This window comes from Actinomadura rudentiformis, from assembly GCF_008923185.1.
Taxonomy (GTDB): domain Bacteria; phylum Actinomycetota; class Actinomycetes; order Streptosporangiales; family Streptosporangiaceae; genus Spirillospora; species Spirillospora rudentiformis.
This window is the reverse complement of the sequence record NZ_WBMT01000010.1, coordinates 113,524-135,238: the sequence shown is the minus strand read 5'-3', so window position 1 is coordinate 135,238 and position 21,715 is coordinate 113,524. Positions and strand designations below refer to the sequence as shown.

The 21,715-nt window shown below is 71.1% G+C and carries 22 protein-coding genes; 10 read left to right on the top strand and 12 right to left on the bottom strand.

From position 1 onward, the window contains the following. Window positions 1-73 precede the first annotated feature (73 nt). Genes F8566_RS21935 through F8566_RS21925 form a run of 3 tightly spaced genes read left to right on the top strand, consistent with a single transcriptional unit; the run spans window position 74 to window position 4,331 of the window. On the top strand, window positions 74-1,894 hold the full coding sequence (locus tag F8566_RS21935; RefSeq protein WP_225993399.1) for an ABC transporter ATP-binding protein: 1,821 nt from the start codon (window positions 74-76) through the stop codon (window positions 1,892-1,894). A gap of 52 nt (window positions 1,895-1,946) precedes the next feature. Continuing rightward, complete coding sequence (locus F8566_RS21930; RefSeq protein WP_151562743.1) at window positions 1,947-3,128, top strand: acyl-CoA dehydrogenase family protein; 1,182 nt, start codon at window positions 1,947-1,949, stop codon at window positions 3,126-3,128. Then, window positions 3,129-4,331 carry a CaiB/BaiF CoA transferase family protein gene (locus tag F8566_RS21925; protein WP_151562741.1) on the top strand — a complete coding sequence of 401 codons (1,203 nt, stop codon included), beginning with the start codon at window positions 3,129-3,131 and terminating at the stop codon, window positions 4,329-4,331. Here F8566_RS21925 and F8566_RS21920 read toward each other — a convergent pair. The 5 genes from F8566_RS21920 to F8566_RS21900 all read right to left on the bottom strand — a co-directional run bounded on the left by F8566_RS21920 (window position 4,280) and on the right by F8566_RS21900 (window position 9,266). Next, window positions 4,280-5,641, bottom strand: a complete 1,362-nt coding sequence (locus F8566_RS21920; RefSeq protein WP_225993398.1) for an MFS transporter — start codon at window positions 5,639-5,641, stop codon at window positions 4,280-4,282. The genes F8566_RS21925 and F8566_RS21920 overlap by 52 nt on opposite strands. A gap of 66 nt (window positions 5,642-5,707) precedes the next feature. Then, window positions 5,708-6,472, bottom strand: coding sequence for an ABC transporter ATP-binding protein (locus F8566_RS21915; protein WP_151562739.1), 765 nt, complete (start codon window positions 6,470-6,472; stop codon window positions 5,708-5,710). Between the two features lie 2 nt (window positions 6,473-6,474). Then, window positions 6,475-7,527 carry a FecCD family ABC transporter permease gene (locus F8566_RS21910; RefSeq protein ID WP_225993397.1) on the bottom strand — a complete coding sequence of 351 codons (1,053 nt, stop codon included), beginning with the start codon at window positions 7,525-7,527 and terminating at the stop codon, window positions 6,475-6,477. Continuing rightward, the gene (locus F8566_RS21905; protein ID WP_225993396.1) at window positions 7,517-8,593 is read right to left on the bottom strand and encodes an ABC transporter substrate-binding protein; all 1,077 of its coding nucleotides are present in this window, start codon (window positions 8,591-8,593) and stop codon (window positions 7,517-7,519) included. The genes F8566_RS21910 and F8566_RS21905 overlap by 11 nt, the downstream gene beginning before the upstream one ends. Window positions 8,594-8,669: 76 nt before the next feature. Next, window positions 8,670-9,266, bottom strand: coding sequence for a hypothetical protein (locus F8566_RS21900; protein ID WP_151562737.1), 597 nt, complete (start codon window positions 9,264-9,266; stop codon window positions 8,670-8,672). 80 nt (window positions 9,267-9,346) lie between these two features. Between F8566_RS21900 and F8566_RS21895 the strand changes: the two genes are divergently transcribed. The 4 genes from F8566_RS21895 (at window position 9,347) to F8566_RS21880 (ending at window position 13,093) form a co-directional block, all read left to right on the top strand. Then, a complete protein-coding gene (locus F8566_RS21895) occupies window positions 9,347-10,213 on the top strand; it encodes a helix-turn-helix transcriptional regulator (RefSeq protein WP_151562735.1) in 867 nt (288 codons plus the stop codon). Between the two features lie 116 nt (window positions 10,214-10,329). After that, window positions 10,330-11,127, top strand: a complete 798-nt coding sequence (locus F8566_RS21890; RefSeq protein WP_151562733.1) for an SDR family NAD(P)-dependent oxidoreductase — start codon at window positions 10,330-10,332, stop codon at window positions 11,125-11,127. An 11-nt stretch (window positions 11,128-11,138) separates the two neighbouring features. Beyond that, window positions 11,139-12,146, top strand: a complete 1,008-nt coding sequence (locus F8566_RS21885) for an aldo/keto reductase (RefSeq protein ID WP_151562731.1) — start codon at window positions 11,139-11,141, stop codon at window positions 12,144-12,146. Then, complete coding sequence (locus tag F8566_RS21880; protein WP_151562729.1) at window positions 12,146-13,093, top strand: quinone oxidoreductase family protein; 948 nt, start codon at window positions 12,146-12,148, stop codon at window positions 13,091-13,093. The genes F8566_RS21885 and F8566_RS21880 overlap by 1 nt, the downstream gene beginning before the upstream one ends. On the opposite strand, the gene F8566_RS21875 is transcribed toward F8566_RS21880, so the two are convergent. Genes F8566_RS21875 through F8566_RS21860 form a run of 4 tightly spaced genes read right to left on the bottom strand, consistent with a single transcriptional unit; the run spans window position 13,094 to window position 16,510 of the window. Beyond that, complete coding sequence (locus F8566_RS21875; protein WP_151562727.1) at window positions 13,094-14,161, bottom strand: NAD(P)H-dependent flavin oxidoreductase; 1,068 nt, start codon at window positions 14,159-14,161, stop codon at window positions 13,094-13,096. Further along, entirely contained in the window at window positions 14,158-14,889 is a 732-nt protein-coding gene (locus F8566_RS21870; protein ID WP_151562725.1) for a CoA-transferase subunit beta, read from the bottom strand. Before F8566_RS21870 ends, F8566_RS21875 begins: the two co-directional genes overlap by 4 nt. After that, window positions 14,886-15,734 (bottom strand): CoA transferase subunit A, encoded by an 849-nt coding sequence (locus tag F8566_RS21865; RefSeq protein ID WP_151563101.1) that lies wholly within the window; start codon window positions 15,732-15,734, stop codon window positions 14,886-14,888. Before F8566_RS21865 ends, F8566_RS21870 begins: the two co-directional genes overlap by 4 nt. 26 nt (window positions 15,735-15,760) lie before the next feature. Beyond that, window positions 15,761-16,510: an enoyl-CoA hydratase family protein gene (locus F8566_RS21860; protein WP_151562723.1), complete on the bottom strand. Its 750-nt coding sequence runs from the start codon at window positions 16,508-16,510 to the stop codon at window positions 15,761-15,763. Window positions 16,511-16,565: 55 nt separating this feature from the next. On the opposite strand from F8566_RS21860, the gene F8566_RS21855 reads away from it, so the two are divergent. Both F8566_RS21855 and F8566_RS21850 read left to right on the top strand, forming a co-directional pair. Then, complete coding sequence (locus F8566_RS21855) at window positions 16,566-17,339, top strand: SDR family oxidoreductase (protein ID WP_151562721.1); 774 nt, start codon at window positions 16,566-16,568, stop codon at window positions 17,337-17,339. Beyond that, the gene (locus tag F8566_RS21850) at window positions 17,340-18,248 is read left to right on the top strand and encodes an SDR family oxidoreductase (RefSeq protein WP_151562719.1); all 909 of its coding nucleotides are present in this window, start codon (window positions 17,340-17,342) and stop codon (window positions 18,246-18,248) included. On the opposite strand, the gene F8566_RS21845 is transcribed toward F8566_RS21850, so the two are convergent. Both F8566_RS21845 and F8566_RS21840 read right to left on the bottom strand, forming a co-directional pair. Further along, a complete protein-coding gene (locus F8566_RS21845; protein WP_151562717.1) occupies window positions 18,233-19,234 on the bottom strand; it encodes an AraC family transcriptional regulator in 1,002 nt (333 codons plus the stop codon). The two genes, F8566_RS21850 and F8566_RS21845, sit on opposite strands and share 16 nt — an antisense overlap. A gap of 17 nt (window positions 19,235-19,251) precedes the next feature. Next, window positions 19,252-20,286, bottom strand: coding sequence for a hypothetical protein (locus tag F8566_RS21840; protein ID WP_151562715.1), 1,035 nt, complete (start codon window positions 20,284-20,286; stop codon window positions 19,252-19,254). A gap of 158 nt (window positions 20,287-20,444) precedes the next feature. On the opposite strand from F8566_RS21840, the gene F8566_RS21835 reads away from it, so the two are divergent. Beyond that, window positions 20,445-21,269: an NAD(P)H-binding protein gene (locus F8566_RS21835; RefSeq protein ID WP_151562713.1), complete on the top strand. Its 825-nt coding sequence runs from the start codon at window positions 20,445-20,447 to the stop codon at window positions 21,267-21,269. A 19-nt stretch (window positions 21,270-21,288) separates the two neighbouring features. Here F8566_RS21835 and F8566_RS21830 read toward each other — a convergent pair whose 3' ends face one another. Then, window positions 21,289-21,702 carry a MarR family winged helix-turn-helix transcriptional regulator gene (locus F8566_RS21830; RefSeq protein WP_151562711.1) on the bottom strand — a complete coding sequence of 138 codons (414 nt, stop codon included), beginning with the start codon at window positions 21,700-21,702 and terminating at the stop codon, window positions 21,289-21,291. Window positions 21,703-21,715: the final 13 nt, after the last annotated feature.

Here is a 21,715-nt window from a genome sequence, read left to right as displayed (position 1 = left end):
GCAGTGATGGTACCGCCTCCTCCAAAGTAAAACACATTTGACTAGAACGGAACACCAGTGTTCCATTGGTGAAATGACTGTTCCACTCGACTCGAGACGTTTCCCGAGACTGCGGATCCTGTGGTCGTTCGCCCGTCCCCACACGGCCAAGCTGGCCCTCGCCCTCGTTCTCGCGCTGGCCGGGTCGGCGCTCGGGCTGGCGATGCCGATGGTGACCAAATGGGTGCTGGACTCGCTGGGCGAGGACCGCTCCCTGAGCGGCCCGATCGCCGCGCTGCTGGTGCTGATGGTCCTCGGCGCGGGCGTCGCGTTCTGGCAGTGGACGCTCCTCGGTGCACTGGGTGAACGGGTGGTGCTGGACGCGCGCGAGTCGCTCGTCCGGCGGTTCCTGCGCGCGACGGTGCCCGCGATCACCGCCCGGCCGGTGGGGGAGCTGGTCACCCGGGTCACCTCCGACACGGTGCTGCTGAGGGAGGCCGCGTCCTCCAGCGTGATCGGGCTGATCAACGGGGCCGTCATGCTCGCCGGCACCCTGATCCTCATGGGCGTGCTCGACCTGGTGCTCCTTGGCACCACGATCGCGGCGCTCGCCGTGGTCATCGTGCTGTTCGCCCTGCTGATGCCGTCGATCGCCAAGGCGCAGGAACGGGTCCAGGAGCACATCGGGCGCCTCGGCGGTGTCCTGGAGGGCACGCTGCGGGCCATCCGGACGGTGAAGGTCAGCCGCGCCGAGGAGCGCCAGAGTGAGCGGCTCCTGACCGACGCCCGTGCCTCGGCCGTGCACGGCGTACGGGCCGTCCGGCGCGAGGCGACGGCGTGGACGATCGCCTGGACCGGACTCCAGCTCGCGATCATCCTGATCCTGGGCGTCGGTGCGTGGCGGGTGGACCAGGGCGGTCTGGAGGTGTCCGGCCTGATCGCGTTCCTGCTGTACGCGTTCGGCCTGATCGACCCGATCACCGAGCTCAGCCAGAACCTCACCACGCTTCAGTCGGGCATGGCCGCCGCGCAGCGGATCCGCGAGGTGGACGCGCTGGAGTCGGAGGTCGACGCACCGGCGGTGCCCGCCCGCGCCCGCGTCGTGGACGGCGGCGGCCCCCTGCTGGAGATGCGCGGCGTCACGGCCACCTACGGTCCTGACCTCGATCCGGTGGTGCGCAAGCTGGACCTCGCCATTCCGCGCCGGGGTCACACCGCCATCGTCGGGCCTTCCGGAGCCGGAAAGACGACTCTCTTCTCCCTGTTCCTGCGTTTCCTCGAACCGCAGGAGGGCGAGATGCTCCTGGACGGCGTGCCGTACAGCCACCACGGGCACGAAAAGTTGCGCGAGCGGCTGGCGTACGTGGAGCAGGACACCCCGATCGTCCCGGGCACGATCCGCGACAACCTGCTGTTCTCCCATCCGGATGCGACCGCTGAGGAGCTGGACAGGGTGCTCCGCGACGTCCGGCTGGCCGACCGGATCGACTCCCTCGAAGCCGGCCTGGACACGCCGCTGTCGTCCACCTCGGTGTCCGGCGGCGAACGCCAGCGCATCGCGCTCGCGCGGGCCCTGCTCCGCACCCCCGACCTGCTGCTCCTGGACGAGGCCACGGCGCAGCTCGACGGGCTCACCGAGGCGGCCATCCACGACTGCATCCGCAGCCGTGCCGCCGAGGGCGCGGTGGTGACCATCGCCCACCGGCTGTCCACGGTGGTCGACGCCGACACCATCCTGGTGATGGAGGCGGGGCGCATCCGCGCCCAGGGACGGCACGCCGAGCTGCTGGCGGCCGACGAGCTCTACCGGGAGCTCGTGGCGGCCCTCAGCGTGCCGGGATCGCCGCCGGTCACCGTCGGCGCCGAACGTTCAGATGCATCCGCGGATTCACGGTCGGGCTCCCGTTCGGCCTGAACACCGGCCCGGACTCCCTTTCCAGAATGTGGTTCTAATACTGTGGGGGACCGTGGGCAGATTGCAGCAGACATACGGGCTGACCGACGAGCAACACGAGATCCTGGCGACCGTCCGCGCGTTCGTGGACAAGGAGATCCTCCCGGTCGCGACCGAGCTGGAGCACGCCGACGCCTACCCGCAGGCCATCGTGGACGGGATGCGGGCGCTCGGGCTCTTCGGCCTCATGATCGACGAGGAGTACGGCGGGCTCGGCGAGTCGCTGCTGACGTACGCCCTGGTGGTGGAGGAACTGGCACGCGGCTGGATGAGCGTGTCGGGCATCGTCAACACGCACTTCATCGTGGCCTGGATGATCAGCCATCACGGCACTCCCGAGCAGAAGGCCTTCTACCTGCCGCGGATGGCCACCGGCGAGATCCGCGGCGCGTTCTCGATGTCGGAGCCCGGCTGCGGCTCGGACGTGTCGGCCATCCAGACCCGCGCGGTGCCGGCCGGTCCGGGCGAATACTCGATCACCGGTCAGAAGATGTGGCTGACGAACGGCGCCACGGCCAACCTGGTCGCCACCCTCGTCAAGACCGACCCGGCGGCGGGCCACCGGGGCATGACGACCTTCCTCGTCGACAAGGAGCCCGGCTTCGGCGAGGTCGCGCCCGGCCTGACCGTTCCCGGCAAGATCGAGAAGATGGGGTACAAGGGCGTCGACACCACCGAGCTGCTCTTCGACGAGTACCGCGTTCCTGCGGGGAAGATTCTCGGCGGCGAGCCGGGCCGCGGCTTCTACCAGATGATGGACGGCGTCGAGGTCGGCCGCGTCAACGTGGCGGCGCGCGGTTGCGGCGTGGCACGGCGCGCTTACGAGCTGGCCCTGGCCTACGCCAAGGAACGCGAGACGTTCGGAAAGCCGATCGCCGAACACCAGGCGGTCATGTTCCGCATCGCCGAGATGGCCACCAAGGTCGAGGCCGCGCACCAGATGATGGTCATGGCGGCCCGGCGCAAGGACTCGGGCGAGCGCAACGACCTCGAGGCCGGGATGGCCAAGTACCTGGCGAGCGAGTACTGCAAGGAGGTCGTCGAGGACTCGTTCCGCATCCACGGCGGCTACGCCTACTCCAAGGAGTTCGAGATCGAACGGCTCTACCGCGAGGCGCCGATGTTGCTGATCGGCGAGGGCACGGCCGACATCCAAAAGATGATCATCGGCCGCCGCCTGCTGGCGGAGTCGTAGATGGCGCCCTCGCAAGGGACGCCGCCCCTGGAAGGGATCACGGTCGTCGCGCTGGAGCAGGCGGTGGCGGCGCCGTTCGCCAGCCGGCAGCTCGCCGACCTCGGTGCCCGCGTCATCAAGGTCGAACGGGTGGACGGCGGTGACTTCGCCCGCGCCTACGACTCGCTCATCAGCGGCGGGCTCGGCACGCACTTCGCCTGGCTCAACCGTTCGAAGGAGTCGGTCGCGCTCGACCTCAAGCGCGAGGAGGGCCGGGCGATCCTCGCCGAGCTGGTCGCGACGGCCGACGTCTTCCTCCAGAACCTCGCCCCGGGCGCCGCCGCCCGCCTCGGCTTCGGCGCCGCCGAGCTGCGGGCCCGGCACCCGCGCCTCATCGTGATCGACATGTCGGGGTACGGCTCGCGCGGCCCGTACCGCGACAAGCGTGCCTACGACATGCTCGTCCAGGCCGAGGCAGGGCTGGTCTCGGTGACGGGCACACCCGAGACCCCGGTCAAGGCGGGATCGCCGCTGGCCGACATCGCCGCCGGGATGTACGCGTTCTCCGGTGCCCTCGCCGCGCTCGTCCGGAGGGGGACCACCGGCGAGGGCGCGGCGGTCGAGGTGACGATGTTCGACGCCGTCGCCGAGTGGATGAGCCAGGCCATGTACGCCACCCGCTCCACCGGGAAGGTGCCGCCGCGGTCAGCGCTCGGCCACCCGCTCATCTCTCCGTACGACGCGTACCCGACCGCGTACGGTGAGGACGTCGTCATCGGCGTGCAGAACGACCGGCAGTGGGCGGCCCTGGTGACACGCGTCCTCGACCGGGCGTTCCTGGCATCCGATCCCGAGTTCGCCACCAACCAGGCCCGCGTCCGCAACCGAGCGAAGGTCGACACCCTCATCGCCGAGGCGACCGCCGGCATGACGCGCGGCGAACTGGTGCGGCGGCTGGACGAGGCCGGTGTGCCCAATGCCTCCATCAACGACACCCACGGCCTGCTCGCCCACCCGCAGCTCGCCGAGCGCGACCGCTGGCGCGAGGTCGGCTCACCGGTCGGAGCACTGCCCGCGATCCTGCCGCCGATCACGTTCGCGGACGCCGAGGCCCGGATGGGACCGATCCCCGCGCTCGGCGAGCACACCGAGGCGGTGCTCGCCGAGCTGGGCTACGACGCCGGGACGATCGACGGGCTGCGGTCCTCCGGCGCGGTCGCCTGAGCGTCCCGGTCGGGCCGGACCGTCAGGAACGCGATCAGGCCGCCGGCCAGCAGCAGCCATCCCGACAGGTCGAAGGCGTGATCGAAGCCAGCCGCCTCGCTCGCGGCCGAGTCGATCAGGCGGCCTGAGACGTACGGCGCCAGGATGCTCGACGTCGCGGCGATCGCGTACGAGGTGGCGAGCGCGGCCGCGCGCTGCCCGGGCGGGCAGATCCGGGCGATCGCCGCGTTGGTCAGCGGCGTCTGCGCGTTGCCCGCCGCGAAACCGATCGCCATCAGCGGCAACATCAGCGCGACCGGGCTGACCCGTGTCAGACCGAGCAGGCACACTCCGGCGGCGAGGGCCGCGATCGCGCCGACCACGCCCTGCGCGAGCCGCGGCGAGGCACCCCGCTTCAGCAGGCGCTGCGCGAGAACGCCCGCGCTCAGGGCGAGGACGACCCCCATCACGCTGGGCAGCCCGATCGCCCCGCTGACTTCGGCGTCGCTGAAGTGGACGTGGTCCTCCAGCCACGTGGGGAGCCACGTGAGCGCCAGCGCGAGCGACCACATGACAGTGAACATCGAGAACGTGCCGCCGAGCCAGGTGCCGGTGAGGAAGACGCGCCGGTAGGGCAGACGGACATCCGGCTCGGCGTCCTCGGCCTTCTCGCTCTCCCTGGACTTGTCGGTCTCCGCCGCCGTCGCCGACGAGTACGGGCCGTCGCCGCCCCAACGCCACCACGCCAGAAGCCAGAGCAGTCCCAGCACGCCCAGGACCCCGAACGAGCCGCGCCAGCCGAGGACGCCGTTGACGACGAGGACCAGCGGCGCGCCGATGACCGCGCCGAGAGCGCCGCCCACGGTCATGAGCGCCGCAGGCAGCGACCGCCGATCCTGCGGGAACCAGCCGAACGCGGTGTGGTTGGCCAGCGGCAGGCTCGGCCCCTCACCGGCGCCGAGCAGGACGCGCGTCCCCAGCAACGCGGCGAACCCGGCCACGGGCAGCAGGATGGGAAGCTGCGCCACGGACCAGATCAGCACGAGCAGAGCCAGCAGCGGCCGGGCGCGCATCCGGTTGCCGAGGAATCCCACCAGCACCGCCGACAGGCTGAAGAGCAGGTAGAAGGCGCTCGCGATGGTGCCGAACTCGGTGGCGGTCAGGTCGAGATCGTCGCGGATGGGGTCGGCGACGAGGCCGAGCACTCCCTTGTCCGCGAAGTTGAGCGCCATGAACGCCATCAGCAACGCGAGGACCACGCGGGCACGGCGTGGTGTGGCGGCGGCGGAGGGTACTGGGGCGGCGGCCGGGGGCGGGGGGTCGAGGGACACCGGCGTCTCCTTCTCGCGGCGCGGGGCCGCACGCGTGAGAACGGATCATATCGACTCATATCCGACTCACATGGACGCCACGGCGATATGCGGCCGGCCGGTGATCGGATGCGGGCCGATATGCGCCCGGACCCCGAACACCTCAGCCACGAACTCCGGCGTGAGCACCTCCAGCGGAGGTCCCGACGCCCGTACGGCACCGTTCTCCAGCACGACGACGTGGTCGCAGTACGCGGCCGCGTGATCCAAGTCGTGCAACGCCGTGAGCAGGGTGAGCCCGAGCGAACGGATCAGGTCGAGCAAGCCGAGCTGCGCCCGTACGTCCAGATGGTTGGTCGGCTCGTCGAGCACGAGGAGCGGCGCCTCCTGGGCGAGCGCGCGGGCCAGCAGCACCCGCTGCCGCTCGCCGCCCGAGAGCGTCGAGAACAGCCGGTCGGCGGCCCACGCCATCTCCACCCGCTTGAGCGACTCCGCCACCGCGGCCCGGTCTGCGGCGTGCTCGCGATCGAGCAGTCCCTTGTGCGGTGCGCGCCCCATCGCGACGACCTCCGCGACGGAGAACTCCGCCGTCAGGTCGCCGTGCTGCGTCACCACCGCACGATGCCGCGCCGCCCGTTTGGCGGGCATTTGCCACAGGTCCGCCCCATTCAGCGACACGACCCCGGTGGCGGGCCGCAGCGCCCGGTAGACGGTGCGCAGCAGGGTCGACTTGCCGCTCCCGTTCGGCCCGATCAGCCCGACGAACTGGCCGGGTTCGGCGACGAGATCGACGCCGGACACGATCGGGGTGGAGTCGATCTCCGCCGTGACACCTTCGATGACCAGCCGCATCCTCACGCACCTCCCGATCGGCGCCGCAGCAGCAGCCAGATGAAGAACGGCACGCCGAGCCCGGTCGTGAAGATGCCGACGGGCAGCTCGTTCGGCCGGTCGACCGTGCGGCAGGCGATGTCGACCGCGACCAGGAACACCGCGCCCATCAGCAGCGCCACGGGCAGCACGCGCCGGTGGTCGCCGCCGACCAGGAACCGGGCGGCGTGCGGCATCATCAGGCCGACGAAGCCGATCCCGCCGACCACGCTCACGGCGGTCGCGGTCAGCAGCGAGCCGATCACCAGCAGCGCGATCCGCAGCGACCGCACCGACGTGCCGAGGCCCGCCGCCGCGTCCTCGCCCGCCATCAGCGCGTTCAGGTTGCGGGCCTGGAGCAGCAGGAACACCATGCAGGCGGCGATCACGGCGGCGGGGATCCCGAGGTCGGACCAGGTGGCGCCCGCGACGCTGCCCATCAGCCAGAACATCAGGCCGTGCAGCTCGGTCGGGTTGACCTGCAACTGGAGGTACGTGGTCGCGGCCGAGCACAGGTAGCCCACAGCGACGCCGATCAGGACCAGCCGGGAGTCGAGCAGCCGCCCGCCCCGTTGCGACAGCGCGTACACCGCCAGCACGCTCAGGATGGACATGGCGAACGCCGCGCCCGTGACCCCGAGCCCGCCCACCGCGGAGGCGCCGAACGCGACGACCAGGACCGCGCCGAGCGACGCCCCGGACGAGATGCCGAGGATGTACGGGTCGGCGAGCGGGTTGCGGACCAGGGCCTGGAGCGCCACCCCCGCGACGCTGAGCGCGGCACCGACGAGAGCGGCGACCAGGACGCGGGGCGTCCGGATGTCCCAGATCACCTGGTCGCGCAGCGGGTCGCCCGCGCCGGCGCCGGTGAGCCGCGTGCCGATCGTCTTCCAGACGGCGCCGAACGGGAGGTTCACCGAGCCGATCGAGATGGCCGCGACAGTGATCAGGACCAGTCCGGCGGCCAGCCCGGCGATGAGCACACCGGTCATCGGCCCGGAGACCAGGTGCGGCCCACGTGTGGACTCAGCCGACACCGTGCACCGCCTTGGCGAGCTTCTCGACGGCCACGGCGTTCAGCGGCCCCAGGAACACGCCGTCGGCCACCGTCGCGAACGAGCGGGTCTTGGACGCCTGCCACTGCGGGTACTGCGCGAAGAGCTTCCGGGCCTCGGCCGCCGGGTCCTCCGACGGCTGGAACGCGCCCACCACGAGCACGTCCACCTGCGCGGTGGCCAGTTGCTCCTTGTTGATGGACGAGACCGCCTCGGGCGCCAGGCCCGCGAAGGAGTTGACGCCTCCGGCGGCCTTGAGCACCTGGTCGGCGACGCCGCCGGTCCAGACGGCGGGAAGGCCGTTCGCGTTCATCATCGCCATGCCGGGATAGGCGATGAGGATCTTCTTGGGGGCCTTGCCCGCGGTCCGGGCGCGGACGGCCTCGATGCGGCGCCGGAGCTCGCCGGTCACCTCGGCGGCCTTGTGCTGGGCGTCGAAGACGCGGCCGAGGAGCCGCAGGAAGTCGTGCGACGACTCGATGGAGGCGTTCTTGTACCTCGTCCGTTCGGCCTGCGTGGCGGTCGGCTTGCCGTACGCGCAGTTGACCGGGTTGACGAGGGTGGTGATGCCGGCGGCGGCGAGCTGCTCGCGCGTCGCCATGCCCTTTTTGGCGTCGAAGCCGCCCGACCAGTGCGAGATCACCAGGTCGGGCTTGGCGGCGAGGACCTGCTCGGCGGGCACCTCGAAGTTCTTGTTCATCGTCAGGCCGCCCGTGGGGAGGGACTTGATGGCCTGGATCATCGAGGGCTCGTCCGACACCCCGTACGACTGGGCGTTGGCAAGGATGTGCTTCTGGAGGCCGAGAAGGATGAAGCTCTCGACCTCGGCGACCGACGTCCCGTTGAGGATGAGGACGCGCTGCGGTGGCTTGGCGAAGGTGACCTTCTGGCCGCAGTTGTCGAACGTGAGCGGGTAGCCGGTCTTGGCCGGGGCGGCGTCGGCGCCCGGCGAGACGGTGTCGGCTCCGGAGGAGGAGCCTCCGCATCCGGCCGCGGCGGTCGCGAGCGTCAGCGCGGCGAAGGCAGGCAGCATCGTACGAACGTGCATAGGGGGATTCCCTTGCTTCCGGTGAAGTGGACGGATGCACGAAGGCACGCCGGACCTGCCCACCGGGGCGATGGGATCAGGCGGCGGCGTGCGGTCGTACCACCGGAGGCCCGCGACGCCGGACGGCACGGGCGAGCAGCACGCCGAGGAGCGGCGCCGGGTCAGTGGCGACCAGCACGGCCCACGGCGGGCGGTGCGTCTCGACACGGCGCGGGATCGGCCACACGAACGTGACCGCGATCGCGAAGACGGCGGTGAGCAGCCACCAGAGGGCCCGGTCGGCACCGGCGAGCAGCGCGGCGGCGGCGATCGCGGCCACCAGGTGCCCGGCGAGCATCGACGGACCGAACGGCGCCCCCGCAGCCCCGGCCGGGGACGGCGGGGGCACGGCGCCCGCGTGGTGTGCCGGACCGGAGGCCGTGACCGCGAAAGACACGTGGAAGGCGACCTGGGCCCAGCCGACCACGACCAGGATCTTCCAGAACGAGAGCAGCCGCGCGGCCACTGTGACGCAGAGAACGCCCACGACGGTGCCGGTCACGAACACCGCGGGGAGGGGCGGCAGGCAGCACGCGCCGCCGACGCCCAGTGAGTGACCGGCGAGCGCGAGGAGCGTGCAGGCGGCAGCGAGAAATCCGCCCCGCATGCACCGCCCCATCGCCGAACCGATCACGGGGGCCAGCCTAGAGCGACGGGTGATCAAGGGCGGGTGCGGGTCCGGACCGTCGCGGGGCCGCGGTTATCGTGGGGGGCATGAGCAGCGCGAACGGCCCAGAGGGAACGTCGCACGGTCTCCGCCGCGATGAACTGCGGGACTTCCTGCGGACGCGGCGCGCCCGGCTCACGCCGCGGGACGTGGGCATGCCGGACGCCGGGCGGCGCCGGACGCCGGGCCTGCGGCGCGAGGAGGTCGCCGTCCTGGCCGGGGTCGGGGTGTCCTGGTACACCTGGCTCGAACAGGGCCGCGACATCAAGGTCTCCGAGGCCGTGCTCGACGCGATCGCCCGCGCGCTGCGGCTGGACGAGGCCGAACGGCAGCACCTCTACCTCCTCGCCGGGCTCAACCCGCCCCAGGCCGAGGCGAACACCACGGCGGAGATCAGCCCCGAGCTCCAGCGGGTGCTGGACGCGTGGTCGCCCCGGCCCGCCTACGTCCGGGACCGCCACTGGAACTTCGCGGCGATCAACCAGGCCGCGCAGGTCGTCTTCGGTTACGACGTGCATGATCACAACTGTGTGGTGACGTTCTTCACCAACGAGCGTTACCGGGCGCGGGACACCCAATGGGCCGTGGCCGCGGAGAAGGTGGCGGGCCGGTTCCGCGCCGACGCCGCCCGCTATCCGGACGACCCCGAGTTCGGACGGATCGCCGCGGACCTGAGCGCGGTCAGCCCGGAGTTCGCCGAGATCTGGGCCCGCCACGAGGTCACCGGTGAGACCACCGCCGTCAAGACCATCGACCATCCCGACGTGGGGGAGATGGCGTTCGAGGCCCTGGCGATGCCGCTGGAGGAGATTCCCGGTCACCACCTGGTGCTGCACAATCCCAAGCCCGGCACCGAGACCCAGGAACGGCTCGAACGCCTGATGCGCCACGTCCGCCTCGTTCAAGCGAGCTAGGCGCGCACCGCTGGCCAAGGGCGCCGACTTCGAGACGCGCCCGGCATCCTGGTGGTGCCACACCCAGGATAAGCCGCGTCTGTTCGCCTCCCCGGCCGTCCAGCACGATCGTTGTCATGACGAACGAGGGGCGCTTCACCGGAAAGATCGCGCTGATCACGGGTGGCACGAGCGGCATGGGCCTGGCCACGGCCGCCCGCCTGCTGGCCGAGGGCGCACAGGTGATCATCACTGGCCGCGACCAGGCCCGCCTGGACACCGCCGTCAAGGAACTGGACACCGTCAAAGAACTGGACACCGTCAAGGAACTGGACGCGGGCGGCCGCGCCCTGGCCGTGCGCGCGGACGCCGCGAGCCTGGCCGATCTCGACACCCTGATGGCGACCGTCCGGGACCGGTTCGGACGTCTCGACGTGGTCTTCGCCAACGCGGGCGTCGGCACGTTCAAGCCGAGCGCCGAGATCACCGAGGCCGACTTCGACGAGACGGTGGCGGTCAACTTCAAGGGCGTCTACTTCACGGTCCAGAAGGCCGTGCCGTTGATGAGCGACGGCGGCGCCATCGTCATCAACGCCTCCTGGACGCTCTACCGTGGCCTTCCGGTCGCCTCGGTCTACTCGGCGACCAAGGCCGCCGTGCACAACCTGGCCCGTACCCTCGCCGCCGACCTGGCCCCGCGGCGCATCCGGGTCAACTCCGTCAGTCCCGGTTACATCGACACCCCGATGTTCCGCGGCGCCGCGCCCACCACGGAGGAGGCGGCCGCCTATGCGGCCCAGGTGGTCGCCGGCCGTCTCGGTTCCTCGGAAGACGTGGCCGGCGCGGTCGCCTTCCTGGCCTCCGCCGAGGCCTCGTACATCAACGGCCAGGACCTGGTCATCGACGGCGGCCTCGTCACGGCCGTCCCCGCCTGAAAGGAAGAATCATGAGGACACGTACGTTCGCAGGCACGCAGGTCGGCGCGGTCGGGCTCGGCTGCATGGGCATGAGCTGGGCCTACGGCGAATCCGAGCGGGACGACGCCGCCTCGATCGCGCTGATCCACGAGGCGGTCGACCTCGGCGTCACCTTCCTCGACACCGCCCAGGTCTACGGCGACGGGGACAATGAGGCCCTCCTCGGCCGCGCGCTCGCCGGCCGGCGCGACCGGGTCGTGCTCGCCACCAAGACCGGCCTGCGGGTCACGGACCGCGCGACCACCTCCATGGGGCGTGACGGCTCACCCGAGCACGTGAAGAGGTCGCTCGAAGACAGCCTGCGCCGCCTGGACACCGACATCGTCGACCTCTACTACCTGCACCGCGTCGACCCCGAGGTACCCCTTGCGGAAACCTGGGGAGCGATGGCCGAGCTGGTCGCCGAAGGCAAGGTCCGGCACCTCGGCCTGTCCGAAGTGACCGTTTCGCAAGCTCAAGAAGCGCACGATGTCCACCCGGTGGCGGCGATCCAGTCAGAACTGTCGCTGTGGACGCGGGACCCGATGGACGCGCCGGGCGGCAGCGCCGGAGGCTTCTCCGGCGACCTCATCTCCGGCGGCGGGCCGGGCGACGTGGTCGGCTGGTGCAGGGACAACAACGCCGTGTTCGTGCCGTTCTCTCCCCTCGGCCGGGGTTTCCTCACCGGCGCCGTCACCGCCGCCGACTTCGAGGACTCCGACTACCGCGGCCGCAACCCGCGCTTCCAGGAGGAGGCGCTCAAGGCCAACCTGCGGATCGTCGACATCGTCAAGGGCGTCGCAGCACGTCACGGTGCCACCCCGGCCCAGGTCGCCATCGCCTGGACGCTCGCCCAGGGCGACCACGTCATCCCGATCCCCGGCACCAAGAAGTCCAAGTACCTGAACGAGAACGCCGGGGCCGCCGACCTCGACCTCACCCCGGCCGACCTGGCCGAGCTGAACGACGTACCAGCGGCCGTCGGGAGCCGATACTGATGAAGGCAGTCACCATCCCCCAATTCGGGGAAGCCGACGTCCTGACCCTCGCCGACGTAGAGACACCCGAACCAGGCCCAGGCCAGGTCGCCATCGACGTCACCTACGCGGGAGCCAACTTCGCCGAGATCCTCTATCGCCAAGGCATCGCGAACGTCCCCTTGCCGTTCGTCCCCGGCATCGAGGTGGCCGGGCACGTCCGCTCCCTCGGGCCTGATGTCGAAGGCCTCCGCATCGGCCAGCCGGTCGCCGCGCTCACCATCGTCGACAGCGGCGGCTACGCCGAGGTCGTGGTGACGTCCGCCGACCTGGTGGCCCCGATCGAGAACAACCTGAGCTTGCACGTCGCCGCGGCGGTGCCGTCCAACAGCACCACCGCCTTCCTGGTCCTCGACCGCGTGGCCCGCATCGAGCCCGGTGAATCCGTCCTGGTCCACGCCGCCGCCGGAGGGGTCGGATCCCAGCTGGGCCAAGCGGCCCGCCTCCTGGGCGCGAACCGCATAGCCGGCACGGTGGGCAGCCCCGCCAAAGTGAAAACCGCCGAATCCTTCGGCTACGACGAAGTGATCCTCCGCGACGAGCTCACCGGCACTGGCGACTTCGACATCGTCGTCGACATGGTCGGCGGCCCGGCCCGCCGCGCCAGCCTGGACGCGCTCGCCCCGATGGGCCGCATGGTCGTGATGGGCAACGCATCCGGTGCCGACGACGTCGGCATATCAGCCAACGAGCTGTGGTTCGCCAACAAGACCGTGTCAGGCTTCAACCTCGCCGCGTTCTCCGCCGCCTTCCCAGCCGAAGCAGGCCGCGCCCTACGCCGGGCGGTCGCCGCAGCCGGTGGCGACCTGCGACTCCAGGTCGAAGAGCTTCCTTTGGAGGACGCCGCCGAGGCCCACCGCCGCATCGAGTCGGGCTCCACCACCGGCAAACTGGTCCTCAAGATCTGACTAGCGGTCGACGAGGTGGGTCTGCTGGGTGGCTATGGCGTCGGCGGCACCGCGGACGATCGCGTCGATGAGGGCTTCGCAGGTGGGGAGTTCGTCGATGAGCGCGACCACCTGGCCTGAGGCCATCACGCCCAGGTCGGGGTGGCCGTCGACCATGGCGGCTTTCAGCAGCATGGGGGTGTTGGCGGCCATGAGGACCTGCGACCAGGACAGGTCCTTGCCGTGCTTCATGGCCCTGCCGTCGGCGATCATGTCGCGCCAGGACATGCCGGAGATCTTCTTGAAGCGGGCGCCGTTGCGCAGGGCGCGGACCAGGCCGGTCAGGCGGCCGGAGCGTTCGAGGGTGTCGACCAGTTCGCTGCGCAGCACGCGGTGGGGCATGCCGTCCACCTGGCGGGTGACCACCGTCTCGGTGGTGCCCAGGTAGACCTGCTTGACCTCGTCGGGGACCGAGCTGTCGGCGGTCAGGAGGAAGCGGGTGCCCATGGCGACGCCCGCCGCGCCGTACGCGAGGGCGGCGGCCAGGCCGCGGCCGTCGAAGAAGCCGCCGGCGGCGATCACCGGGATGTCGACGGCGTCGACGACCTGGGGAAGGAGGAGGGTGGTGGCGACGGCGCCGGTGTGGCCGCCGCCCTCGCCGCCCTGGACGAGCACCGCGTCCGCGCCCCAGGCGGCGACCTTCTCGGCGTGGCGGCGGGCGCCCACGGACGGGATCACGATGGTGCCGGCGTCCTTGAGCTTGGCGATCAGCTCTTGTCTGGGGGCCAGGGCGAACGAGGCGACCCGTACGCCTTCTTTGATGAGGAGGTCGATCCGGTCGCCGGCGTCGGTGGCGTCGGCGCGGAGGTTGACGCCGAACGGGGCGTCCGTGCGGTCCTTGACCTCGTGGATCGCGGTGGTGAGCTGGTCGAGCGTCATGGTGGCCGACGCGAGGACGCCAAGGGCTCCCGCGTTGGCCACGGCCGACACCAGACGCGGTCCGGCCACCCAGCCCATGCCTGTTTGGACGACGGGATGCCGGACGCCTGTGAGGCGGGTCAGGGGCGTGTCGAGGACCTGGTCGATCATGACGGGACCTCGCGTTCGCGGAGGGCCTTGGGGTCGAGGACCTCGCGCATGACCTGCAGCTCGTCAGGGGTGGGCAGGCGGGTCTCGGGCACGTCGGCGGGGACGTCGAGGTCGAAGCCGGTGTTGCCGACGACGTCGGAGACCGAGACGCCGGGATGCACGGAGCGGAGGCGCATGCGCCGGGTGGGCGTGGCGAAGTCGAGCACGGCGAGGTTGGTGACGACGGCGCGGATCTCGTGCGCGCCGCGGTCGTGGCCGATGCCGCTCACGAAGTCGACCTTCTCGGTGAAGACGCGGGTCGAGTGCTTGGGCACCCAGTAACTGGTCGTGTTGAGCAGGGTGTTGCCAGGGCCGCCGCGCACGCCGAGGAGTTGGCGTTTGGGCCGCTCCCAGTCTCCGATGCAGGAGATGTTGGTGTTGCCGAACGGGTCGATCTGGACGGGACCCATGACGACGTGGCGCCGTCCGTTCAGCACCAGCCAGAGGTGGTCGCGGAACGGCAGCCAGCCTTCGATGCCGGTGGCCGACCGGCCGAGCGGAACGGGCTCGGCGCTCAGCACCGGGCCTCCGTCCGTGGTGAGGAGGTCTGGCTCGAACGTCGCGCGCGCCAGCCGGGAGCCGAGCATCGGGACGAAGCCCGCGACGGCCGCGGCCACGATCTCGCCGTCGCCCCGGAACAGCTCGGCGCAGGCCACGGCGCAGATCTCGGCTCGTGTCGCCGTCGTCATCGGCTCTCCTCCTGCCACGTGCGTACGGCGTCCTGGTAGGCGGCCTCGTCCCCGGACAGGAACCGCTCACGGAAGGCGGTCCACTCGGCGGGGTCGGCGGCGGCCTTGGCGTAGAGCTTCTGGAACGCCTCGTCGCGTTCGTGGTCGGGCTCGCAGGTCGTGAAGTGTGCGCCGTTCGGCGTCTCGACCACCCCGGTGACCTGGGAACGGCTGATGAGGAGGGACTGGAGCGGGCCCTCCTTGAGGAGGTCGCCGGTGTCGACGAGCCGTTCGCACGAGACATAGGTGCGGTCGGCGGCCTTGGCGAAGAGGTCGTCCATGTACGGGTCGGGGCCGAGATACTGGGCGTTGCCGCGTGCGTCGGCGCGGTTCATGTGGACGAGGGCGACGTCCATCGTGAGAGCCGGGACCGCGACCAGTTCCTGGCCGTCCTCGTACGGCGAACGGATCGTCCTCAGCTCCGGGTTGACCTTCAGCACGTCCGAGCCGAGCCCCGCCGGAGTCGGCAGGAACGGCAGCCGGTGCGCCGCCGCGTACAGCCCGAACATGAACATGCCCTCGTCGTACTCGGTCAGCTGGATGTCACCGTTCTGCCGCGCCTGCCGGAAGTGCGGCTCCAGCGGGATCGTGTCCAGCGTGACGAACGCGGTGACCAGCCTGCGCACCTTGCCGTACGCGCAGAGCAGGCCGACATCGGGCCCGCCGTAGGAGATCACCGTCAGGTCGGTCACCGGGGAGTTGCAGATGGCCCGCACCAGCGCCATCGGCTTGCGGCGCGACCCCCAGCCGCCGATCCCGATCGTCATGCCGCTCTCCAGCGACCCGGCGATCTCGTCGATCGCCATGACCTTGCTCGCTGAACTCACCGGGCTCACCGGCCCTCCTTGCGCACGAAGGCGTCGCGGTGGGCGTCACCGGCGCCGACCAGATTCAGTTCGAAGGTGAAGCCCTGCTCGTAGCGGTAGCTGCGCTTCACGTCGATCGGATCGATCCCGTTGAGGGACTCCTTGGCGCGCCGGATGACGTACGGGTCCTTGGCGGCGATGTTCCCGGCGACCTCGAGGGCCTTCGCGCGCAGCTCCGCGGCCGGGACCACCTCCAGCACCGATCCGTGCCGGTGCAGTTCCTCGGCGGTCACGTTGCGGCACGTGTAGACCATCGCGCGCATCAGGTGCTGCGGAACGAGGCGCGCCAGGTGGGTGGCGGCGCCGAGCGCGCCCCGGTCGACCTCGGGGAGGCCGAAGTAGGCGTCCTCGGCGGCCACGATGATGTCCGCGTTGCCGACCAGGCCGATGCCGCCGCCCAGGCAGAAGCCGTTCACCGCGGCCACGACCGGCACCTCGCACTCGTAGACGGCCGCGAAGGCCGCGTAGCAGCCCCGGTTGGCGCCCACCAGCGCGGTGTGGCCCTCGGTGTTCTGCATCTCCTTGATGTCGACGCCCGCGTTGAACCCGCGTCCCTCGGAGCGGAGCACGACGGCGCCGACCTTCTGGTCGCGCCCGGCCGCGAGCAGGGCGTCGGCAAGGTCGAACCACCCGCGCACGGTCAGCGCGTTGACCGGCGGGGCATCGACGACGATCTCGGCGACCCCGCCCGCGTGGGTCGTGGTGGAGATTCCCATGCGCTACCTTTCCACCAAACATTTGTTAGAACAGACCGTAGCAGAGGAGGGCCGGATGTCTCTTTCGCTGGATCTGACCGGCAGGCTCGCCGTCGTCACCGGGGGAGTGCGCGGGGTCGGGCTGGGCATCAGCCGCGCCCTCCTGGACGCGGGGGCGGAGGTGGTCGCCGTCGCCCGGCGAGAGCCGGAGTCGTTGCCGTCCGCCAGTGGCCGGACGGCCCGCTTCGCCTCGCTCGACGTCCGTGACCCGGCCGCGGCCGAGGCCTTCTTCGACGGTCTCGAACGGGTCGACGTCCTGGTCAACAACGCGGGCGGCACCCCGTTCCTGCCGGTCGCCGAGGGCGAGGTCCGCACCCACACCAAGATCATCGAGCTCAATCTCACCTCGGCACTGATCATGTCGAGGGCCGCCAACGCGCGCATGCAGGCCCAGGACGGCGGCGGCTCGATCATCATGATCAGCAGTGTCAGCGGCGTACGCCCCTCGCCCGGCACCGCCGCGTACGGCGCGGCCAAGGCGGGCCTGGACAACCTCGCCACCTCGCTGGCCGTCGAATGGGCGCCGCGCGTCCGGGTCAACTCGCTCACGCTCGGCATGGTCCGGACCGAGCAGTCGCACCTGCACTACGGCGACGAGGACGGTATCGCCGCCGTGGCCGGCACGGTGCCGCTGGGCCGCCTGGCCGACCCGTACGACATCGGTGCGGCCTGCGCGTTCCTCGCCTCCGACCTCGCGGGTTACATCAGCGGGTCCGCGCTGCTGCTGCACGGCGGGGGCGAGCGCCCTGCCTTCCTGGACGCCGCCAACGTCAACAAGAAGGAGGACTGAATGATCTGCAAGGACCGGGTCGTCGTCGTCACCGGAGCGGGCCGCGGCCTCGGCCGGGCGCACGCGCTGGAGTTCGCCCGCCAGGGTGCCAGGGTCGTCGTGAACGACCTCGGCGTCGCCCGCGACGGCACCGGCGACGCCTCCGACGGCCCCGCGCACGAGGTGGTCAAGGAGATCGAGCAGCTCGGCGGGCAGGCGGTCGCCAGTCCCCACGACATCGCCACCGAGGAGGGGTCGGCCGCGCTGGTCGCCACCGCGATCGACACGTTCGGCCGCCTCGACGTCCTGGTCAACAACGCGGGCTTCCTGCGCGACCGGATGCTGATCAACCTGTCCGAGGACGAGTGGGACGCGGTCATGCGCGTTCACCTCAAGGGGCACTTCCTTCCGCTCAAGCACGCCGGGCGGTACTGGCGGAGCGAGAGCAAGGCGGGGCGGCCGGTCGACGCCCGCGTCATCAACACCTCGTCCGGCGCGGGCCTGCTGGGCAGCGTGGGCCAGGGCAACTACTCGGCCGCGAAGGCCGGCATCGTGGGGCTGACCCTGGTCGCGTCGGCCGAGCTCTGCCGGTACGGGGTGACGGTCAACGCGATCGCCCCGGCCGCCCGGACGCGCATGACCGAGGAGGTCTTCGCGCAGACCATGGCCGCGCCCGCCGAGGGCGAGTTCGACGCGATGGCGCCCGAGAACGTCTCGCCGCTGGTGGTCTGGCTGGGCTCGGCGGAGTCGCGCGGTGTCACCGGCCGGGTCTTCGAGGCCGAGGGCGGCAAGATCTGCGTGATGGACGCCTTCCGGCACGGCCCCGCCGTCGACAAGGGCGCCCGCTGGGATCCCGCCGAGCTGACTCCCGTTCTCACCGATCTCCTTGCCCGGTCGGCGGCGCCCGAGCCGGTCTACGGCGCGAGCTGAGCACCGGCGGTGGAGCCGGCGCCGGCGCCGGCGCCGGCCATGGTGGCGGCGGTGGCACGCAGGACCGTGCTCGGACTCTGGCCTCGCACACGCTTGAACGCGTTGCTGAACGCGAATCCGTCCGAGTAGCCGACCTTGCGCGCCACCGACGTGACGCTCGAACCCGGCTCGCGCAGCAGATCGGCCGCCACTGCCATCCGCCACTCGGTCAGGTAGGTCAGCGGCGGCTGACCGACGAGCTCGCTGAACCGCCGGGCGAAGACGGCCCGCGACATGCCGATCTCGGCGGCCAGCCCGGCCACCGTCCAAGGCCGGGCGGGGTCGTCATGGAGCAGCCGGAGCGCCTGCCCGATCTGCGGATCGGCCAGCGCGCGGTATCCGGCGGGCGGTTCGGCGTCGGGCCGGGCGAACCACGAGCGCAGCACCCGGACCAGCAGCATGTCGAGCAACCGGTCGAGGATGACCTGCTGGCCCGGATCCTCGCGGGCGATCTCCGTGGCGAGCAGGTCGAGCAGCGGTGCGAACTCGGGTGCTCCGGGAATGACGACCAGCTCCGGAAGCGCCCGGAGGAGGCGCTCGCAGACGTCCCCGCGCATCGCGTACTCGGCCGTGACGAAGAGATCGGAGCCGTCGGCCGTGAGCCCGTACGTCCGTGGACCCAGCACGAAGTTGTGCCCGGCGGTGTCCGGCCCGTCCGCCGTCAGCCAGCACCGGTCGGCGTCCTCGATGACCACCTGGGCCGGGGTGTCCGGGCTGTCTCCCACGGTGAACGAGCCGTTGCCCCGCACAAGGACGATGTCGCCCTCCCTGGCCTCCACCGGCTCACCGCCGGCCGGTGTGATCCAGGCGTTCCCGCTCAGCATGGTGCCGAGGGCCAGCGGGGTCGGCGAGGCGAAATGCACCGCCCAGGGGGGCTCGGCGACGGACCGGCAGAACGTCGCGCCGCGCGCCCGGACCCCGGAGAGGAGGTCGTCGAGGAGGTCCATAGCGAGACGATCTCACATCAGACCATGGACTCCAGATACGAGATCGTCGTCGTGCGGATGCCAGGGTCGCCGCCGGCGAAGCCGTGGCAGAGCCGCGCCGAGCCCCCGGTCTGCTGGATCGCCATCCCCTCGGCCTTCCGGTAGACGTGCGGGAACGCGGACGAAGGGCCCGAGTCGAGGGAGCGTCGCTGCACGGTGCGTCCGCTCCTGAGATCGACGGCGGTGAGGCGTGCCTCGTCCTGAAGGTTCGCCGCCAGGATGTACAGGTGCCGGTCGTAGGCGGCGTAGCCCTGGACCTCCACGAAGATCTCGCTCGGCAGTCCTGGACGGAAGGCCCGCGAGAGCATCGGCTCGGCGAACCAGGCGACCGGGTGGTACCTGCCGGCGATCACTTCGTTCAGCGAGTAGACGGCGTACCGTGCCCTGTTGGCCAGGACGTACCGCTGCACCAGCCGGTTGTTGACCGGGTCGAGGGCGCAGGTGACCTCGGTGGCGCCACGGATCAGCGTGTGCTTCTCGACCCCCGCCGAGTCGGGGGTGAACGTGGCGCCGTCGACGAACGGGATCCGGGCGAGCGCCCGGCCGGTGCAGTCCAGCCCGTCCGTCCGCACGGCGCCGTCCACCTCGATCCACAGACGGACATGACCGGGGGTCGACTCGACCGCGAGCGACATCCCGTGGCCCCACCCCTTGCCCGCCCGGTCGCGCAGGATCATGTCACCGAGGACGTTGCCGGACATGTCAGTCCTTGTGACGTGCAGCCGGCCCGCGGGCGCGGCGCCGGCCTCGTCGAGGACCTGCACGAAGTACAGATGGCCGCGCAGGTCGTCGAAGCCGAACGACTGGATCACGGTGCCCGGAAGGATCGCCTTGTTCCACAGCAGGGAGTGAACGGAGCCGGAGAGGTCGAAGCGCCTCGAGACCGCGGTGCCGGATCCGGCCGAGGCGTTCGCGGTCCGCGTGCCGGTGAGAAGGGGCCCCAGCGCGACCGCCGCGGCGGCACGTCCGCCGAGCGTCAGCACGCGCCGCCGGTTCCACTGCTTCTCATGCATGGGGCCACCCTCGTCATACCCGATCTCCGCTCCGTGGCAAGGTAGCGGTCCTCGGCGGGAGGCGCGTCATCCCAAAGTGTGATCTTCAGGACGATCGCGCATGGAATCGAGACGGACACTCATGGATCGTCTCGCCTGGCCCTGATGTCATGATCAGCATGACCGAATCGACCATTCTCGTGCTCGGCGGCCGTGGCAAGACCGGCCGCAGGGTCGTCGCACGCCTCAACGACCTCGGCCGCCCTGTTCGCGCGGCCTCCCGCACCACCGGCTTCGACCTGGGCGACCGGGCCACCTGGAACGCCGCTCTGGACGGCGTCTCCGCCGTCTATCTGGTCCCGATGAACGAGTTCGTGGACCAGTCCGTCGTCCCGGAGTTCACGGCCGCGGCCGCCGCGGCCGGCGTCCAGCGCATCGTGCTCCTGTCCGCTCGTGGCGTTGGCGGGGAGGCGCAGCCCTCTCAGGAGCAGGCCGAACGCGCCGTACGCGAGTCCGGTCTCGCCTGGACGATCCTCCGCCCGGCCTGGTTCGCCCAGAACTTCAGCGAGGACTTCCTGCTTGAGCCGCTGCTCGCCGGCGAACTGGCGCTCCCCGCGGGAGAGGGGCGCGAGGCGTTCATCGACGCCGAGGACATCGCCGACGTCGCGGTCGCCGCACTCACCCAGGAGGGCCACACCGGCCAGATCTACGAGCTCTCCGGCCCCGAGCCCCTGTCGTTCCGTACCGCCGTCGAGCTCATCGCCGAGGCCTCCGGCCGGGAGATCCGCTATACCCCGCTCTCGGTGCCGGAGTTCGTGGCGTCGCTCACCGCGCTGGGCCTCTCCGCCGAGGTGGCCGAACTCCTGGCAGGCCTGCTGGACGGCATCAGCCGGGGCACGGGCGACCGGGTCAGCGACGGCGTCCGGCGTGCCCTGGGCCGAGACCCACGCCCCTTCGAGGACTACGTCAAGTCCGCCGCCGCCAACGGCAGCTGGCCCTCGTAGATCATTCGTGCTCGCTGGATCATTCGTCCTCGTCGAGCAGCGCGAGCAGGGCGCGAAGCTGCTCGCGCTGCTCGGCGGACAGCGGCCGGAAGACCTCCTCGGCGGCCTCGCGGCGGGCCTCGGCCATCCGCGTCCGCGCCGCACGCCCCTTCGCGGTGGGGGACACCAGGGTCGAACGGCGGTTGCCGGGGTCGGGCGCGCGGCCGGCCAGCCCGGCCGCTTCCAGCGCGTCCACCACGGTGGTGACCGAACGGGGGACCACGCCGAGGCGCTCGGCCAGCTCCGCCATGCGCAGGGGCTCCTCGGCGCTCGTGATCACTCGCAGGGCCCGGGACAGGGACGGGGTGAGTCCGAGCGGCGCCAGGCGTTCCATCTGCTTGCGGCGGATCATGCGGGCGGTCTGGCCGAAAAGCTCCACCAGATCCTTCTCCATTCAAGAGAGCCTA

What these genes read in the sequence shown, in the direction of transcription:
- F8566_RS21935 (WP_225993399.1), top strand. Translation starts at nt 74, where the DNA reads ATGACTGTTCCACTCGACTCGAGACGTTTCCCGAGACTGCGGATCCTG.
- F8566_RS21870 (WP_151562725.1), bottom strand. Translation starts at nt 14,889, where the DNA reads ATGACGACGGCGACACGAGCCGAGATCTGCGCCGTGGCCTGCGCCGAG.
- F8566_RS21925 (WP_151562741.1), top strand. Translation starts at nt 3,129, where the DNA reads ATGGCGCCCTCGCAAGGGACGCCGCCCCTGGAAGGGATCACGGTCGTC.
- F8566_RS21845 (WP_151562717.1), bottom strand. Translation starts at nt 19,234, where the DNA reads ATGGACCTCCTCGACGACCTCCTCTCCGGGGTCCGGGCGCGCGGCGCG.
- F8566_RS21895 (WP_151562735.1), top strand. Translation starts at nt 9,347, where the DNA reads ATGAGCAGCGCGAACGGCCCAGAGGGAACGTCGCACGGTCTCCGCCGC.
- F8566_RS21865 (WP_151563101.1), bottom strand. Translation starts at nt 15,734, where the DNA reads ATGGCGATCGACGAGATCGCCGGGTCGCTGGAGAGCGGCATGACGATC.
- F8566_RS21905 (WP_225993396.1), bottom strand. Translation starts at nt 8,593, where the DNA reads ATGCACGTTCGTACGATGCTGCCTGCCTTCGCCGCGCTGACGCTCGCG.
- F8566_RS21880 (WP_151562729.1), top strand. Translation starts at nt 12,146, where the DNA reads ATGAAGGCAGTCACCATCCCCCAATTCGGGGAAGCCGACGTCCTGACC.
- F8566_RS21840 (WP_151562715.1), bottom strand. Translation starts at nt 20,286, where the DNA reads ATGCATGAGAAGCAGTGGAACCGGCGGCGCGTGCTGACGCTCGGCGGA.
- F8566_RS21850 (WP_151562719.1), top strand. Translation starts at nt 17,340, where the DNA reads ATGATCTGCAAGGACCGGGTCGTCGTCGTCACCGGAGCGGGCCGCGGC.
- F8566_RS21830 (WP_151562711.1), bottom strand. Translation starts at nt 21,702, where the DNA reads ATGGAGAAGGATCTGGTGGAGCTTTTCGGCCAGACCGCCCGCATGATC.
- F8566_RS21855 (WP_151562721.1), top strand. Translation starts at nt 16,566, where the DNA reads ATGTCTCTTTCGCTGGATCTGACCGGCAGGCTCGCCGTCGTCACCGGG.
- F8566_RS21835 (WP_151562713.1), top strand. Translation starts at nt 20,445, where the DNA reads ATGACCGAATCGACCATTCTCGTGCTCGGCGGCCGTGGCAAGACCGGC.
- F8566_RS21890 (WP_151562733.1), top strand. Translation starts at nt 10,330, where the DNA reads ATGACGAACGAGGGGCGCTTCACCGGAAAGATCGCGCTGATCACGGGT.
- F8566_RS21885 (WP_151562731.1), top strand. Translation starts at nt 11,139, where the DNA reads ATGAGGACACGTACGTTCGCAGGCACGCAGGTCGGCGCGGTCGGGCTC.
- F8566_RS21860 (WP_151562723.1), bottom strand. Translation starts at nt 16,510, where the DNA reads ATGGGAATCTCCACCACGACCCACGCGGGCGGGGTCGCCGAGATCGTC.
- F8566_RS21915 (WP_151562739.1), bottom strand. Translation starts at nt 6,472, where the DNA reads ATGCGGCTGGTCATCGAAGGTGTCACGGCGGAGATCGACTCCACCCCG.
- F8566_RS21875 (WP_151562727.1), bottom strand. Translation starts at nt 14,161, where the DNA reads ATGATCGACCAGGTCCTCGACACGCCCCTGACCCGCCTCACAGGCGTC.